Source organism: Dongia sp., assembly GCF_041918875.1.
Taxonomy (GTDB): Bacteria; Pseudomonadota; Alphaproteobacteria; order Dongiales; family Dongiaceae; genus Dongia.
Genome location: NZ_JAYRUV010000002.1, coordinates 209731 through 226541, shown reverse-complemented (window position 1 = coordinate 226541; position 16811 = coordinate 209731). Strand labels below are relative to the sequence as shown.

Here is a 16811-nt window from a genome sequence, read left to right as displayed (position 1 = left end):
TACAGAACAAAGGGAAGCGCTATGGCTGGCAAGACGAGCAAGAAGAAAACCGTTTCGGCAAAGGCCAAGAAGGCTGTGAAGGCGGCAAAGCCGGCCGCAAGGTCCAAGACGGTCGATAGCGGAATCAAGCCGGCCGCTCCCAAGGCATATGCGTCTGTCGCTGTTAAGGACAGTCGCAACGGCAAGAATTTCGAACTGCCAATTCTCAAAGGCACGGTCGGCCCCGATGTGGTCGACATCCGCAAGCTCTATGGCGAGCAGGGCCTGTTCACCTACGATCCGGGTTACGGTTCGACCGGCTCGACACAGTCCGCGATCACCTATATCGATGGCGATGTCGGTGTCCTCACCCATCGCGGCTACAAGATCGAGGATCTCGCCGAGAACAGCGACTTCATGGAAGTCTGCTACCTCCTCCTTGAAGGCGAACTGCCCAATGCCAGGCAGAAGGCGGACTTCGAGAAGAACATCACCTATCACACCATGCTGCACGAGCAGATCGCGCGCTTCTATTCCGGTTTCCGCCGCGATGCGCACCCGATGGCGGTCATGGTCGGCGTGGTCGGCGCCCTCTCGGCCTTCTATCACGACAGCACCGACATCCACGATACGCACCAGCGCATGATCGCCTCGCACCGCCTCATTGCCAAGGTGCCGACGATTGCCGCCATGGCTTATAAGTATTCGGTCGGACAGCCCTTCGTTTACCCGAAGAACGAGCTGTCCTATGCCGAGAATTTCCTGCGCATGACCTTTGCTGTCCCGGCCGAGGAATATAAGATCGATCCTGTAGTCGCCAAGGCGATGGACAAGATCTTCATCCTGCATGCCGATCACGAGCAGAACGCCTCGACCTCGACTGTGCGCATGGCCGGTTCGTCCGGAGCCAACCCGTTCGCCTGCATCGCCGCCGGCATCGCCTGCCTGTGGGGCCCGGCCCATGGCGGCGCCAACGAAGCGGTCCTGAAGATGTTGGCCGAGATCGGCCACAAGGACAACATCAAGGAATATATCGGCAAGGTGAAGTCGAAGCAGGACAATACCCGCCTGATGGGCTTCGGCCACCGCGTCTACAAGAACTACGATCCGCGCGCCTCCGTGATGCGCAAATCCTGTCACGAAGTGCTGGATGCGCTGGGCAAGCGCAACGACCCGCTGCTGCAGTTGGCCATGGAGCTGGAGAAGATCGCCCTCAACGACGATTACTTCATCTCGCACAAGCTTTACCCGAACGTCGACTTCTATTCGGGCATCATCCTGCAGGCGATCGGCTTCCCGACCTCCATGTTCACGGTGCTCTTTGCCGTGGCGCGCACGGTCGGCTGGGTCGCGCAATGGAAGGAAATGATCGAGGATCCGACTCAGCGCATCGGCCGTCCGCGCCAGCTTTATACCGGCTATGGCGAACGGCCTTACGTGCCGATGAACAAGCGCAAATAGGCGTCAGGTTCGGAGAAAAGGGCGGCACCGCAGGGCGCCGCCCTTTCTTCATTTCCGTCAGCCGGCGCGCAACTCGCGCAGCACCTGCTGCACGGCACCGTCGAGCGCCTGCACCTTCTTTTCCATATCGGCGGCCATATCGAGCATCTGGCGGGCGACGCCACTGGTCTCACCGACGATGGAGCGGACATCGGTAATGCTGCCGCTGACGCGCTTGGTGCCGTCGACCATGTGCCGGATATTCCCGGCCATGCTCTGCGTCGAGGCTTCCTGGCGCTCGACCGCTTCGGTGATGCTGCTGGTGGCGGCGCTGGTTTCATGCATGCTGGATTGGATGGCGCCGATCGCCTGGGCCGATTCTTCCGCCGAGCGCCGGATGTCGCCGATCTGACGGGTAATATCCTCGGTAGCGCGCGCTGTCTGGTTGGCAAGGCTCTTCACCTCCGACGCGACGACGGAGAAACCCTTGCCCGCCTCGCCGGCACGCGCCGCCTCGATGGTGGCATTGAGTGCCAGCAGGTTCGTACTGCCGGCGATCTCGCTGATCAGAGTAACGATCTCGCCGATCTGCTGGGCCGCGACGTGGAGTTGGGAGACGGTGTTGTTGGTATGGTCGGCAACCGAGACCGCCTTTTGCACACGGTCGCGCGCGCTTTCGACATTCTCGGTGATGGCGGCGATGGCATTGGCCAGTTCGTCGGCCGACGACGCCACCTGTTGGGCGCCGGCTTCTGCTTCCACCACGGCATTCGTGGCATCCTTGGCCTGATCCGCGGCAACCTGTGCCGAACGATCCAGCGTCGCCGCCGTCTGGCCGAGCGATGCCGCTGCCGCTCGCAGTCCGCCGACCGCCTGCTGGACCTCGCCTTCCAGCTTACCGGCCAGGGTCAGCATCGCCTTGCGACGCTCATTGGTCGCCTGCTCCCGCAAGGAGCTTTGCTCGGTTTCGAGTTCGCGGCGTTTCAGTGCCATTTCCTTGAAGATCTGGACCGCCCGCGCCATGAGGCCGACCTCGTCATGGCGCTCGCGGGCGGGTACTTCCGCTTCCAGCCGGTCCTGCGCCAGCGCCGTCATGCTGTCGGAAAGGCGCAGCAAGGGACTCAAGGAATGCCGTACCGACCAGAAGAGGCCGAGCCCGGAGAGCACCGCGCCGCCGAGGCCTAAGATGCAGAATGCCACCAGCAGATCGATGAACGTACCCAGAAACACATCGGAATCGCGTGAAATGGCGACTGTGTCGTCGCCGACGCGGAAGATCGAAGTCAGGTGTATGTCGGAAAGCGGAAGCGCCAAGGTCGGCTGCACTTCGTAGATCGGCTGCCGCGCCAAATGCGCATTCGTCTCCGGCGCATTCACAAGGCGCTCCACATCCTCGCGGACCGCCGTTTCGGCAATGCTGCTGGCGGCCAGCTTACCGTCTCGCCAAACGCTGACCTCGCCGCCGACATCGTGCGCGAGATCGGCCAGCCAGGTATCGTCAAGCTGACCTTGTCCGCTCTCCAGATCCTGGAGAGCCGTCTCGACATGATTGCGCGCGGCCTCATTTATCTGCGCCAGCTGGCGCATGCTGCCCTGGTAGACGACGTAGAGGACGACCATCGCCATCAGGCCGGTTGCCACGACGATGTTGGCCAGTCCATGCAGCAGCAATCTCGTCGAGATCTTCATCGGCTTCGGTTTCCGCGCTGTTCGATCCAGGTGTACGGCTTCAGCGCCGGAGGGTAATCGCCCCGCCGTTAAGGAAACATGACCTAGATCAAACGAACCTGTGCCGAAAAGCAGAAGGGCAGCCGATCGGCTGCCCATCGCGACAGATTTATGTATGCTTAACACGGCCTTACTTCTGGACGAGCTCGATCTTGTAGCCGTCGGGATCCTCGACGAAAGCGATAACCGAGCCGCCATGCGCCATCGGGCCAGCCGGTCGCGGGATCCTGACGCCCTCCTTGGCTAGTTTGTCGCAGGTGCCATAGATGTCTTCGACACCGATGGCCAGATGGCCGAAGGCCGTGCCGATGTCATAAGGCTCCTTGCGGCCCCAATTGTGGGTCAGTTCGATGACGCTATGATCGTCCTCGTCGCCATAGCCGACGAATGCGAGCGTGAATTCGCCCGAAGGATAGTCCTTGCGCCGCAGCAGCTTCATGCCGAGATGCCGGGTGTAGAAATCGATCGACTTATCCATGTCCATGACGCGGATCATCGTGTGGAGCAGACGGTTCGACATGCAAATACCTCTGATTGGATGCCTGTTTTTTTAGCGTGCGGCGGCTTCGACCGCACCGACGATATCGTCGACGACCCGTGCGATCAGCACCTTGTCTTCGCCCTCCGCCATAACGCGGATGAGCGGTTCGGTTCCCGATTTCCGGATCAGCAGCCGGCCGCTGCCGTTGAGCGCCGCCTCGCCCGCAGCGATGGCGTCTTTCACCAGAGCCTGTTCCAAGGGCAGCTGGCCCGGCCGGTAGCGGACATTCTTGAGCAATTGCGGCAGGGGCGTGAAGACGCGGCCGGCCTGGCTGGCGGGCCGGTCGGCCTTGATGAGAACGGCCAGGATCTGCAGCGCCGCGATAAGCCCGTCGCCGGTCGTGGCAAAGTCGCTCATGATGATATGGCCGGATTGTTCGCCACCGATATTGAGGCCGAGGCGTCGCATAGCCTCAACGACATAGCGGTCGCCGACCGAGGTTCGGTGCAGCTTCAGGCCCAAGTGCCCCAGGTGACGCTCCAGCCCAAGATTGGACATGACCGTGGCGGCAATGCCGTCGCCGGCCAGGCGCCCCGCGCTCTGCCAGCTTTCAGCGATGAGAGCCATAAGTTGATCGCCATCGATCACCGTACCGGTTTCGTCGACCACGATGACGCGGTCGGCGTCGCCATCAAGCGCGATCCCCAGATGCGCGCCGCTGGCCTTGACCTGCTCGCACAGTCTTTCGGTATGCACGGCGCCGCAGCCGGCGTTGATATTGGTGCCGTTCGGCTCGTTGGCGATGGCCACCACGTCGGCGCCCAACTCCCACAGCACCGTGGGCGCCACCTTGTAAGCCGCGCCATTGGCGCAATCGACGACGACCCGCAGCCCTTCGAGGCTGAGTCCCTTCGGAAAGCTGGATTTGACGAATTCGATATAGCGCCCCTGCGCATCGTCGATGCGTTTGGCCCGGCCCAACTGCGCCGACGGCGCCAGGCCGCGCACCGGTTCGAACCCAGTGCCAAGGACACGCTCTTCAATCTCTTTTTCAATATCGTCGGACAGCTTGTAGCCGTCCGGGCCGAACAGCTTGATGCCGTTGTCTTCGTAAGGATTGTGCGAAGCCGAGATCATGACGCCGAGATCGGCCCGCATTGACCGGGTCAGCATGGCGACCGCAGGCGTCGGCAAGGGCCCCAGCAACATCACGTCCATGCCCATCGAAAGGAAGCCGGAGGTCAATGCCGTTTCCAGCATATAGCCGGAAAGGCGCGTATCCTTGCCGATGATGACCCGGTGCCGATGTCCGCCCCGCGTGAAATGCGCACCTGCAGCCAGGGCCAGGCGCAGGGCCGTCATCGCCGTGATCGGCTCGGCATTTGCGAGCCCGCGCACCCCATCGGTGCCGAATAGTTTACGGGTCATCATGTGCCTCAACTCGACCTGGTGTTGCTATTTGAGCAAGAGTCCCGTCACTCATACGAACTTAGCCCTTTTAGGAGCCGGCCTTAGAAGCGAGCAACTTGCGAATGTGGCGCTTTTCTGTCGGATCTAGGTCTCGCTGTAAAGCTGTTCGAGCGCGAGCTAACAATCTACCATCATGTTCCGGCGGAACGGAGTGATTGTTCTCCCAATTCAGCTTCACTTGCGCCTTTGTCAGCGGATCGAGTCCGTCAGAATAGGCTGCTGCAATGCTGTCCAATATCTGAGTAACCTCAGCAGGAATCGCGGCGCTAGAGGTGGAAGAAATTTGACGGCTAAATCCTGCAGCCCCGGCTGATGCTGGCGCAGAAGAAGTTTTCGCTTCCGAACGCACGCCAACTTCTTTCACTAGGAGCCAACTTTCTACGATCGACCTATCCCACTCCGTCGTTGTATCGGCTTCTTGGAGGAGGGCGAGAGATTGCGAACCGCGAGCGGGAGAAATTCCCAAAAGATGCACTCGTACGCCATAGCTTTGCGCAATTTGAACACCGACACGGACATCTTCGTCCCCCGATATCAAGACGATATCAGATACTGCATGATTTCTGGCAAGCTCGATCATGTCGGTCACAATGAGTGAATCGACACCTTTTTGTTGACCGACACCATTTAAGAAACCCAGCCTAAGTTTGACGTGATCGCGATGAGCTAGACTTGACTGTTCACCCGATGGCCGATTTCCCTGAGGCGGCGCGTCGTACCAGTAAATTCTCAAGAGCTCCTTTCGCGGAGCTAGCTTGTGGGATTCTGTGATGAGCAGCTCAAGGATTTTTTCCTCTACCACCGAAAGAGCAGTTCTGGGCTGCTTAGCTCCCTTTAAAAGGGCAGAGCCTTGAGCGAAAAGGTATCCTGCATCCACCAGAATTGCAGTTCGATCCACGTCATGCTCCAGAAAAAGGTAAGGGCTCCCGCAGGAGCCCTTTATTAGGCCGTTGGCCAAGCAGCAATTTAGGCTTGGCTTCAGGCAAAACTAGATATGAGAGCCAACGAACACATTGTCAAGCGGTTTGCCGCCAGGACCTCTTCAAGGAAGACGTCTAATTTACTGATATTAATATACTTCATTGCCAACACCGGAGAGCCTCGACCATGGCCCGCATCTGGAATGTCTGCGGAACATCGTGCACTCTGACGATCTGGACGCCTTGGGCCAGGCCAAGGGCCGCCACGGTCAGCGATCCGGCCAGCCGTTCCTTGGGTGCCTCCCCGCGCGAGAGGCGGCCAATGAAGCTCTTGCGCGAGACCCCAAGGGTGATCGGGCAGCCGAAAGAATGGAAGGCCGCCAGTTCGTTGAGGAGACGCAGATTGTGGGGATCCTTCTTGCCAAAGCCGATCCCCGGATCGAGGGATATCCGGCTGCGACCCACGCCCAGCGCCTCCAGCCTGGCCAGCCGCGCCGCAAAATAGTCGATGAGGTCGAGCGTCACGTCGGCATAGACCGGGTTCGCCTGCATGGTCTGCGGTTCGCCCAGCATATGCATCAGCACGATCGCGGCTCCGGAGCCGGCGGCGACCCGCTCGCTCTCTGGATCGCCGGTCAGCGCCGTAACGTCGTTGATGATGCGTGCCCCGGCCTCGACCGCCGCCGCCATGACTGGTGCGTGCCGCGTATCGACCGAGACGCAGAGCCCTTTTTCCGCCAAAGCGCGGATGACGGGCACGACGCGGCCAATCTCTTCCGCCACCGACACAGGCGCCGATCCCGGCCGCGTCGACTCGCCACCGATATCGAGAATGTCGGCGCCCGCCTCGGCCAGGGCAATGCCACGGGCGGCCGCCGCGCTGGCATCGGCATAGTCGCCGCCGTCGGAGAAGCTGTCCGGCGTCACGTTGACAATACCCATGATGAGCGCGCGCTTGAGATCGAAGCCAGCCCAGGGAAGCGGCGGCGCCGAGAACGGTGCCAGCGCCGCGGCATCGAGATCGGCCAGTTGAACCGGCCGGCGTATACCCCTGCCCTCAATGTCGCGGGTCGCACTCTCCATGCCGGCAAAGGCCACCGGTCCGCCGGCAAGTCGCCGCGCCGTACCAGCGGCAACCGCGCGTTCGGCGGCCGACCCGGCCAGCATCGCCGTGGGAATGAGATAGGTTCCCGCCATTGAGTGCCCCATTCAACCTTGCAGATGCCAGAAGCCCCGCCGGCAAGGCGGGGCTTCGGAGCAAATCATATGCTTGTTCTTGCCGGGTCAGCTGCCCGGCTGCGGCTTGGGCTCGAAACCCGGACGCGTGATGGCACCGGTCGGGATGGACGAACGTGGCTTCACCGTCGCCGCGGCGCTGCCACCCTGGCCCGTATCCTGGCGGATCTTTTCGCCACTGAGCAGGGAGCGAACTTCGTCACCGCTCAATGTCTCGAACTCGACCAGAGCCTTGGCGACCGTGTGCAGGCCTTCAAGGTGATGTGTCAGCAGTTCGCGCGCCTTATTCTCGCCCGTTTCGACGATGCGGCGGACCTCCTGGTCGATCAGCTTGGTCGTTTCATCCGACATGTTCTTGCGCTGCTGGCCGATCTGATAGCCCAGGAACACATCCTGTTCGCTGTCGGAATAACGCAGCGGCCCCAGCTTATCGCTCATGCCGAATTCGGTGACCATGCGGCGCGCCATTTCCGTGGCCTGCATGATGTCGTTCGAGGCACCGGAATTGAGGTGCTCCTGGCCATAGATGAGCTGCTCGGCGATACGGCCGCCGAAACAGATGGCGATACGGCTTTCCATCCAAGTCTTGGAAATGCTGTAGCGATCCTTTTCCGGCAGCGACATGGTGAGACCGAGCGCCCGGCCGCGCGGGATGATCGTCACCTTGTGGAGCGGATCGGCTTCCGGCACCTCCAGATTGACGATCGCATGGCCGGCCTCGTGATAGGCGGTCGCCAGCTTCTCTTCCGGCGTCATGACCATCGAGCGGCGCTCGCTGCCCATCATGACGCGGTCCTTGGCCTGTTCGAAATCGGCCATGGTGACGACGCGCTTGCCGAAACGGGCTGCCATCAGTGCCGCCTCGTTGACAAGGTTCGCAAGATCGGCGCCGGAGAAACCGGGGGTACCACGGGCGATGACGCGGGCATCCACATCCGGGCCCAGCGGAACCTTCCGCATATGAACCTTCAGGATCTGCTCACGACCGCTGATATCCGGGTTCGGCACGGTGATCTGCCGGTCGAAACGGCCCGGACGCAGCAGCGCCGGGTCGAGCACGTCCGGCCGGTTGGTGGCGGCGATGATGATGACACCTTCATTGGCGTCGAAACCGTCCATCTCGACCAGCATCTGGTTGAGGGTCTGCTCGCGCTCGTCATTGCCGCCGCCAAGGCCGGCGCCGCGATGACGGCCGACCGCATCGATTTCGTCGATGAAGATGATGCAGGGCGCGTTCTTCTTGCCCTGTTCGAACATGTCGCGCACGCGGGATGCGCCGACGCCGACGAACATTTCGACGAAATCCGAGCCCGAGATGGTGAAGAACGGCACATTGGCTTCGCCGGCGATGGCGCGGGCGAGCAGCGTCTTACCGGTGCCCGGAGGACCGACGAGCAGACATCCTTTGGGAATCTTGCCACCCAGGCGCTGGAACTTTTGCGGATCCTTCAGGAATTCGACGATTTCCTCGAGCTCGGACTTGGCTTCCTCGATGCCGGCGACGTCGTCGAATGTGACGCGCCCGGTACGCTCGGTCAGCAGCTTGGCGCGCGACTTGCCGAAACCCATGGCCTTGCCGCCCTGGCCCTGCATCTGGCGCATGAAGAATATCCAGATGCCGACGATGATGATGAGCGGTGCCCAGTTGATGAGAAGCGCCATCAGCGGGCTCATGCCGTCATCCTGCGGCGCGGCCTTGATCTCGACGCCCTTGGCGGAGAGATTCTCGACCAGCTTGGGGTCGTCCGGCGCATAGGTGGCAAAAGCCTGACCGTCCGTCGTATGGCCGGTGATATCCGGGCCGCGAATGGTCACGTCGCTGACGACGCCTTCATTCACTTTGCCCAGGAACGCCGAATAGGCCATCTGGGTCTGCGCGGTGCGCGATGTCGCCCCACCGAACATTTGAAACAGGACGACCAGCAACAGGCCGATCGCCACCCAGATCATCAGGTTCTTACCCCAATTCACAATCTTCATCCCTCATAAGGTCTCAAGGTCGGTTTGGGGATCGCGCCTGCCGAGAGCGGGCGGCGATGGAAACCCGACGCTTCACTTGTAGTTAAATAGTGTGCGGCCACCCATACGCAACTGTAAAGCCGCTTGATGTTGCTGAATTTCGGGGCAAAAACCGGAAATGGGTGGCTTGTCCTTGGCCATATGGGTCGAAACCCAGATACGCCACGAAGATGAGACGACCTGTCGCATCGCGAACCGCCGGCAAGGCCGGCCTTGCCAGGGGCGGAATATCCTTACGCCACGATCGGAAATACCCGCTTTGCCCGATTTCCGCGACGCCGTCCTCGCCAAGGATTGCCACAATTGAACCCGGCTCCCCCTCCATCCGCACGTCAAACCGGTTGTCCCAGCGGCCGCTTTGCGTCAGCCGGTCCTTCACAGCCGATGCTTCGCGGCAGACCAGGCCGAGGCCATGCCAGGTGCCGATCAGGCAGCCGCCCAGGCTCATGGCCGGCCGGCACGCCAGCAGGCAATCGACCGCCCGCCCCAGCGCCTCGCTCGCCGGCGGATAATCGATGCCGGAAATCACCCCGATAAGGCGCGCCAGGGCCGGTCCTCGTACCCGTTCGGGCGCATGCCGCCACACCGGCAAATCAATCAGGACATGACCCGCCGGATTGATCTCGACCGAGCGGATGAAAAGATCGGCGATCGCCTCCTCACCCGCCACGCGCTGCCGGCCCCAGTCGTGGATTTCGGCAGCCGCCGGCAGCGGACCTTCCAGGCCCATGCGCCAGCGCACGCGTTCGAAGCGGACCAGCTGGTTACTGGGATCGTCGAGCCAGCTCTGCCCGCGCGCCCGGAGATAGTCCCGCAATATCTCGCCGGATACGCCGAGCAGCGGGCGCAGCAGGCGTACGCCGTCGCGGGCCACAATGGCGCTCATCCCGGCCAACCCCTGCTGGTCCGCCCCTTTCCGTGCTTGCCGCATGGCGACTGTCTCGCGCTGGTCATCCAATTGATGAGCGGTGACGAGGTGGAGGATGCCGGCCGCCCGGCACGCATCGGCAAGCAGCTGATAGCGAGCCCGCCGCGCCGCCGCCTGAAGACCGCTCTCCGGTTTCTTGCCGGTCCAGCGCAGGATGCGGTGCGCAATGCCGGCAGCCACGGCCCAGGATGCAACTTGATCCGCTTCGGCAGCAGAGTCGGCGCGCAAGCCATGATCGACGGTGAACGCACTGAGCCGCCCCCCTTGCGCACGCGTCCAGGCATGGAGGAGATACATCAGTGCCAAGCTGTCGGCGCCGCCCGACACGGCAACGGCAATGTGCGGCCGGGATTCGTAAGGCCCGCATGCCGCCATCAGCGCGGCAAAGGCCCGGTCGTTCAGCGATGTCGCGGGACTATCCCCAAGCGCTTGGCCTCAACCGCACTTGTAGCGCTGCTTGGCACGGGCGGCGCGATCCTTGATCGCCTGGGACGCCTCGGGGAACTGTTTGTCCAGCTGGCGGAAAGCCGTGCAGGCGTCGGCATTGCGGCCGGTCTGCCCCAGCGACATGCCGAGCTTCAGCAGATTGTCCGCCGACTTGGCGCTCTTGGGATATTTCTGATAGCCCTCGGCGAAGGCGACCGCCGCGTTCTTGAAATCGCTGCGGACGTAATAGGTTTCGCCCAGCCAGTATTGCGCATTGCCCGCCAGCGGGTCTTTCGGGTGCTCCGCGACGAAGGATTTCAGTGCAATCTCGGCCTCGGCATAGGCGCCGCGCTGGACCAGGCCGGTTGCATAATCATATTGCTCCTGCGGAGAGTTGCCGGGCAGCACGACCGATGTCGCGGCGCCAGCCGCTGCCTGTTCGGCTGCACCCGCCGGCGCCTGCGGCAGGTTCTGCATCTGGTCGCTGGAAAGCGTGCCCATGACGCCGGGCTGGGTCGGCTGCGGTGGCGCGCCGGGATCGACCGCGCCCGAAGCCGCTGCCGCCGTATCGGTTGGCGCGGCAACACCCGTCTCGGCACCAGCCACCGGTGGCATCGCGGCAGCCCCGCCGGCACTCGCCTTTTCAAGCTCGCCGAGGCGGAACTCGGTATCCTTCTGCATGCGGTCGAACTTGTCGGCGAGATCGTTGATCTTCAGTTCCAGCTGTTCGATCTGGCCGGTCAGCTGGCTCATCTGCTGGTCGTATTGCTGGAAGCGCACTTCGGTCTGAGCCGCCACGGTACCGCCGCCGACGCCCGTCCCGCCCTTTGGCATCTGGTTTTCCAGGAAGGTGACCTGCTGCTTCAATTGCTGCAGCTCGGCGCGGAGATCGTCGACCTCGTCGGCCTGGACGGCCGCCATCGGCGCCAATGCCAGCAGGCCCGCCAGGGCGGCGATCTTCATCCCATTTGCAAAAGTCACGCGGGTCATCCTCATCGCTCGTCATCCCGGTTCCGGCATCCTGCATGCTCGACACCGATCCGGGCGGAATTATGGCGTAGCCGGGCCAGCCCGGTCACAAAATTGCGAGCTGACAATGCCAAAGGGACTCGGTGAAAAGCAAGCCTGGGCAAGCATTTGCCCAGGCTCGTTTCGGGCCTCATTTCAGCCGAAAAACGGCGAAAATCAGGGATTCAACGCCGTCACGGCGCGCCGGTTCCGCACCCAGCAGGTCTCGTCGGCTTCGCCGCACAGCGGCTGTTCCTTGCCGAACGAAGTCGTCTCGAGGCGCCCCGTATCGATGCCGAGCGCCACCAGATAGGCGCGCACCGATTCCGCCCGTCTTTCGCCCAGCGCCAGATTGTATTCGCGCGTTCCCCGTTCGTCGGCGTGACCCTGGATGACGGCCGTGCGGTTCGGGTATTTCAGCAGCCATTGCGCCTGGCGCTGCAGGATCGCCTGCGCCTCCGGCGTCAGGTCATGCGCGTTCGTGACGAAGGCGACGACGTTGCCGACCTCCGTCTCCCACACCCGCTCGGCATCCAGGAGCCCGGTATCGACCCCATTCGGGTCGGACGGGCCGGTGCCGGTTTGAACCGGCGGTTTGGTCGCAATCGTCTTCGCATCGCCATCGGTGCCGCAGGCATGAAGCATCAGCGATGCGAACATGACCGCAGCCATCTGCCGGCTGCGATCGCTCGTTGGAAGCATTGGAGTCCCCTCTTAAGGTTGAAAATCATCAACCGAGGTAAACTCGGCGCCAAAGAGGGCGGGATTGCGGCGGAATTGTCGCGAAGACGGGGAAAGTGCCAGCCGCGCAAACAAAAACGCCGGCCTGGATCGCTCCAGGCCGGCGCTGATGATTCCAGTTATCCGCTGAAGTGCTGGATTACTGGTTGATGGCGCTGACGCCGCGGCGGTTCTGCGACCAGCAGGACTCATCCGACTCGACGCAGAGCGGACGCTCTTTGCCGTAGGAGATGGTGCTGAGACGCGCCTTGTCGACGCCGAGGGCGACCAGGTAGTTGGCAACCGAATTCGCACGACGCTCGCCGAGGGCGAGGTTGTACTCACGCGTACCACGCTCGTCGCAGTGACCTTCGACGGTCAGCGTGCGCTGCGGGTACTGCTGCAGCCAGGCGGCCTGACGCTGCAGCTGGCTCTGGGCGTCAGAGCTCAAGCTATAGCTGTCGAGGTCGAAATAGACGGTGTTGCCGACATTCTGGTTGAAGTCCTCGGGCGAGCCCGGGACGGCCGCACCGGCAATGCCAGTATCGGTCGAGGCCGAGGCGCTGGTGCCGGCACCGGCACCGCCGGCATCGTTCACCGGAACATCCGACGAGCAGGCTGCCAGGAGAGCGGCCGCAGCCAAGGCCGACAGGATCGAAAGACGCATTTTTTGTTTCCTCTTATTGTCCGTTCTCGGCTCGTGCAAATCCCCCGACCACCCCCCGATGTGGATCGCCGACCTGCACGCGCCTCAAATTCCGCGCTGAATCAAGGTATTCCAGGTTCGAATTGATCCCAGAATCGGGGCGGAACATAAATCATTATTAGTTTTCAAGCAAGGGCGACCATGCCGGATCCGACCCGTCCAGTGGCGTTTTCATGACACGCTCATTGTGCCCGGTGAGGTCAATGGAATGCAGCTGCGTCTTGCCATTGGGTTCCTGTTTATAGAAAGCGAGTACGCGGCCATTGGGCGCCCAGGTCGGGCCCTCGATCAGCCAGCCCTGGGACAGCATCCGCTCGCCTGATCCGTCGGGGCGCATCACGCCCACGTAAAAGCTGCCTTGGTACATGCGGGTAAACGCAATAAGATCACCGCGCGGGGACCAGACCGGCGTGCCGTAACGCCCCTGCCCCTTGCTGATCCGGCGGGCGCCGCCGCCATCGGCACCCATGACGTAGATCTGCTGGCTGCCGCCACGGTCGCTCTCGAACGTGATCTGGCTGCCGTCCGGCGCATAGCTCGGCGCCGTGTCGATGCCCGGCGTGTTGGTGATGCGCTGCGTTCGGCGCGTGCGGATATCCATCACATAGATATCGGTGTTGCCGCCCTGCGCCATGCTCATGATGACCTTGGAACCGTCCGGCGAGAAGCGCGGCGCGAAGGTCATACCGGGAAAGTCGCCGAGGACTTCCTGCTGGCCGCTGTCGATATTGAAGAGATAGACGCGCGGCTTGTTGCCGTAATAGGACATGTAGGTAATGTCCTGCGCGGCCGGCGAGAAGCGCGGCGTCAGCACCAGCACGCCGCCATCGGTCAGGTTCTTATGGTTCTCGCCATCCTGGTCCATGATGGCGAGGCGCTTCACGCGCTTGGCCTTCGGGCCGGTTTCCGACACATAGACGATGCGGGTGTCGAAATAGCCCTGCTCGCCCGTGATGCGCTTGTAGATTTCGTCGGCGATCTTGTGGGCGACACGGCGCCAATTGTTGGTCGCCGAATTGTACTGGAACCCGGTCATCTGCTGCTCGCCGAACACGTCCCACAGGCGGAACTGAACGGCGATCTGGCCATTGGCTTGCGAGGTGACATTACCGGCCACCAGCGCCTGGGCGTTGATAAGACGCCAATCCTGGAAACGCGGCGCCTGCTGCAACGAGCCGGAATCCTGGATGAAGGCCTTTTTGTCGATGGGTGCAAAGAGGCCCGAGCGTTCGAGATCGGCAGCGATGACGCCGGCCATGTCGCGCGCGACCTGGGAATCGCTGGGCGACGCAGCGAAGAAATCCGGCACCGCGATCGGCATCGGTTCCACATTGCCGCGCGTGATATCTATCGTCGGCTCAGCCCTGGCCGTGCCTATCCCAATGGGAAGAATCACCAGCGACACAATCAGGATGCCGCGCATTAACTGCTTCATGCCTTGCCTCATCATCTAGGGCTTCACCTTGCCCAATCGCCCGCTAAGCAACAATGCAAACGTTCAATTGGTTTCATACCGTGATTCACGCATTAACGCATCTTACAAACGCTTGAACTTGCCGCGCCGCCTTACCGTCTAGATGATCTCCGACGGACGGAAGCGCAATTTGATCGTCGGCCAGAACTTGCCGGGCGGCAGGCGCAGCGGGCTGGCGCGCTTCACGGCGCGCACAGCACCCTCAGCAATCGACCGGAAATAGGGGTCGGCCTGGTTGTTCAGCAATTCCACGCGCGTGACCGTGCCGTCGGGCTGCAATTCAATCCGAAGCTCGACCAGGATTTGATCGAGGTTGGGCGCACCGGCGGCACTGCCGAGATTCCAGTTCTGCTCGATCTGACTGCGGATGCCGTCCTCGTCGCCGGATGTCATCGGCACTTCCGAGGCAAGCTCCGTCTGCGGGCCCGTGCTCTCCTCCGGCTCGGCTGCTGCCTGCTTCTTCGGCTTCTCTGGCGTCGGTTCGGCGGCCGGCTCGTTGAGGACGCTGGCCAGAAGATTGTCGAGTTCGGCCGATTCCTTCTTTTTCTTCTCTTTCTTCTTTTCCTCGGTCTTCTTCTTCGGCTTTTCCTGCGGCTTTTCTTCCGGCTTCTTCTCGACCTTCTTTTCTTCCTTGGGCTTGGTTTGGTCGGGAATCACGACCGCCTGCTGCTCTGGTTCCGGCGGCGGCGGCGCCGAGGTGGCCTTCGGATTCTCCTTGGCCGGCGCCGGCTTCGCTTCCTTCTTCGGCTCGACCTTCTGGGTCTCTTTCTTCTTCTCGCTCACCTTCTTCGATGGCTTGTCGACCTTGGGCGCCGCAGTGAGGTCCGAGACGATTGCGGCCTCGATACCCAGCGGCTCGACGATGATGTCATCCTGAAAGAGCTGCGGCACGCCGAACCAGGCGAACAGGAACAGGCCCACATGGAACACGACCGAGATGACGAATCCTCGGTTGAGTTCCGGGTCGAGACCCAGCTTTTCGGTCAAAAAGTTCATTACGCTAGTTCGACTTCTTCTTTTCCGGCTCGCCAGAGGCTTTGGTGTCGGTCACGATACCGACCTTGTTGAAACCATTAGCCTGCAATTCCGCCAAAACTTGGGCAATGCCGTCCCAGTTCGCCGTCGCATCGCCACGGACGTAAATGATCGTGTCCGGCTTGTTCATCGTGATGGCCTTGAGGCGGGCGCCCACCTCCTCGATGGCGATCTGCGTTTCCTGGAGGAAGATGGCGTTATCGCTTCTGACCGTGACCACCAGCGGCTCGTCCGGGTTGGACATCGCCTCGGCACTGGTCTTGGGCAGTTCCACCTCGACGCCGACGGTGAGCAAGGGCGCCGTCACCATGAAGATGATGAGCAGCACCAGCATGACGTCGACCATCGGCGTCACGTTGATGTCGGCCATGGGCGAAAATTTGCGCCGCGCGGCCCGCCCGCGCGACGGATGCCCGGCGCCGAGTTTGACGGCCATTAGTGCTTCTCCTCCAGCTGGCGCGAGAGGATCGCGCCGAACTCGCCGGCGAAGGCTTCGAGCCGGTTGCCATAGCGGTTGATGTCGCCCGAAAGCTTGTTATAGGCGAGCACCGCCGGGATGGCGGCAACGAGACCCAGGGCAGTCGCGAACAAGGCTTCGGCAATGCCAGGCGCCACGACGGCCAGCGTCGTGTTCTTCGAGCCGGCGATGGCGGCGAACGAGTTCATGATGCCCCAGACCGTGCCAAAAAGGCCGATGAAGGGAGCAGCCGAACCGACCGAGGCGAGATAGCCCATGTAACGTTCGATCTGGTCCATCTCGCGCCCCAGCGTGATGTTCATGACGCGCTCGATACGGTCCTGCAGGCTTTCGCGGAACTGCTCCGACGCCAGCAGACCCTTGGCGGCCGACCGGCGCCATTCGCGCATGGCGGCGACGAAGATCGACGACATCGGATCGGCCGGCCGGTTCGAGATGCGGTCATAGAGCTCCTCGAGCGAGCCGCCGGACCAGAAGGCTTCCTCGAACTGGCGGGCCTGTTCGCGGAGGCGGCGGATGCGGATGATCTTGTCGAAAATGATCGCCCAGCTCCAGATCGAGGCGAACAGCAGGAAGAGCATGACGCTCTTCACAATCCAGTCCGCCTGCATGAACAGGGCCCAGACGGAAAGATCGTGCGCGGCACTCGGCAAGCCGACAGCGGCCTGGGCGGCGGCATCGACACCGTCGAGGGCATTGCCCGAGACCGGGGCAACGGGGGTTGCGGAAGGTGCTGGCTGTTGCGGATCCATGGGTTTTCTTC

15 protein-coding genes are annotated in these 16811 nt (G+C 62.1%); 1 reads left to right on the top strand and 14 read right to left on the bottom strand.

The window, feature by feature from the left end:
* Positions 1-21 precede the first annotated feature (21 nt).
* Complete coding sequence (gene gltA, locus ACE3TY_RS02915) at positions 22-1440, top strand: citrate synthase (protein ID WP_374650721.1); 1419 nt, start codon at positions 22-24, stop codon at positions 1438-1440.
* A 57-nt stretch (positions 1441-1497) separates the two neighbouring features.
* Here the strand turns inward: gltA and ACE3TY_RS02910 are convergent, their stop codons facing one another.
* The 14 genes from ACE3TY_RS02910 to tolQ all read right to left on the bottom strand — a co-directional run bounded on the left by ACE3TY_RS02910 (position 1498) and on the right by tolQ (position 16800).
* The gene (locus tag ACE3TY_RS02910; protein ID WP_374650720.1) at positions 1498-3108 is read right to left on the bottom strand and encodes a methyl-accepting chemotaxis protein; all 1611 of its coding nucleotides are present in this window, start codon (positions 3106-3108) and stop codon (positions 1498-1500) included.
* A 169-nt stretch (positions 3109-3277) separates the two neighbouring features.
* Entirely contained in the window at positions 3278-3667 is a 390-nt protein-coding gene (gloA, locus tag ACE3TY_RS02905) for a lactoylglutathione lyase (protein WP_374650718.1), read from the bottom strand.
* A gap of 30 nt (positions 3668-3697) precedes the next feature.
* The gene (gene glmM / locus ACE3TY_RS02900; protein ID WP_374650717.1) at positions 3698-5059 is read right to left on the bottom strand and encodes a phosphoglucosamine mutase; all 1362 of its coding nucleotides are present in this window, start codon (positions 5057-5059) and stop codon (positions 3698-3700) included.
* A 67-nt stretch (positions 5060-5126) separates the two neighbouring features.
* Positions 5127-5996 carry an NYN domain-containing protein gene (locus tag ACE3TY_RS02895; RefSeq protein ID WP_374650715.1) on the bottom strand — a complete coding sequence of 290 codons (870 nt, stop codon included), beginning with the start codon at positions 5994-5996 and terminating at the stop codon, positions 5127-5129.
* Positions 5997-6177: 181 nt separating this feature from the next.
* Positions 6178-7215 (bottom strand): dihydropteroate synthase, encoded by a 1038-nt coding sequence (folP, locus tag ACE3TY_RS02890; RefSeq protein ID WP_374650713.1) that lies wholly within the window; start codon positions 7213-7215, stop codon positions 6178-6180.
* Positions 7216-7302: 87 nt separating this feature from the next.
* Complete coding sequence (gene ftsH, locus ACE3TY_RS02885; RefSeq protein WP_374650711.1) at positions 7303-9234, bottom strand: ATP-dependent zinc metalloprotease FtsH; 1932 nt, start codon at positions 9232-9234, stop codon at positions 7303-7305.
* An 82-nt stretch (positions 9235-9316) separates the two neighbouring features.
* Complete coding sequence (gene tilS, locus ACE3TY_RS02880; RefSeq protein ID WP_374650710.1) at positions 9317-10576, bottom strand: tRNA lysidine(34) synthetase TilS; 1260 nt, start codon at positions 10574-10576, stop codon at positions 9317-9319.
* 60 nt (positions 10577-10636) lie between these two features.
* Positions 10637-11608 carry a tol-pal system protein YbgF gene (ybgF, locus tag ACE3TY_RS02875; RefSeq protein WP_374650707.1) on the bottom strand — a complete coding sequence of 324 codons (972 nt, stop codon included), beginning with the start codon at positions 11606-11608 and terminating at the stop codon, positions 10637-10639.
* Between the two features lie 204 nt (positions 11609-11812).
* The gene (pal, locus tag ACE3TY_RS02870) at positions 11813-12337 is read right to left on the bottom strand and encodes a peptidoglycan-associated lipoprotein Pal (protein WP_374650705.1); all 525 of its coding nucleotides are present in this window, start codon (positions 12335-12337) and stop codon (positions 11813-11815) included.
* A gap of 178 nt (positions 12338-12515) precedes the next feature.
* Positions 12516-13022: a peptidoglycan-associated lipoprotein Pal gene (pal, locus tag ACE3TY_RS02865; RefSeq protein ID WP_374650703.1), complete on the bottom strand. Its 507-nt coding sequence runs from the start codon at positions 13020-13022 to the stop codon at positions 12516-12518.
* Between the two features lie 157 nt (positions 13023-13179).
* Complete coding sequence (tolB, locus tag ACE3TY_RS02860; protein ID WP_374650701.1) at positions 13180-14496, bottom strand: Tol-Pal system beta propeller repeat protein TolB; 1317 nt, start codon at positions 14494-14496, stop codon at positions 13180-13182.
* Positions 14497-14634: 138 nt separating this feature from the next.
* A complete protein-coding gene (locus ACE3TY_RS02855) occupies positions 14635-15531 on the bottom strand; it encodes a hypothetical protein (protein ID WP_374650699.1) in 897 nt (298 codons plus the stop codon).
* Between the two features lie 4 nt (positions 15532-15535).
* Positions 15536-16006, bottom strand: coding sequence for an ExbD/TolR family protein (locus ACE3TY_RS02850; protein ID WP_374650697.1), 471 nt, complete (start codon positions 16004-16006; stop codon positions 15536-15538).
* Entirely contained in the window at positions 16006-16800 is a 795-nt protein-coding gene (gene tolQ / locus ACE3TY_RS02845; RefSeq protein WP_374650695.1) for a protein TolQ, read from the bottom strand. Before tolQ ends, ACE3TY_RS02850 begins: the two co-directional genes overlap by 1 nt.
* Between the last annotated feature and the right edge of the window lie 11 nt (positions 16801-16811).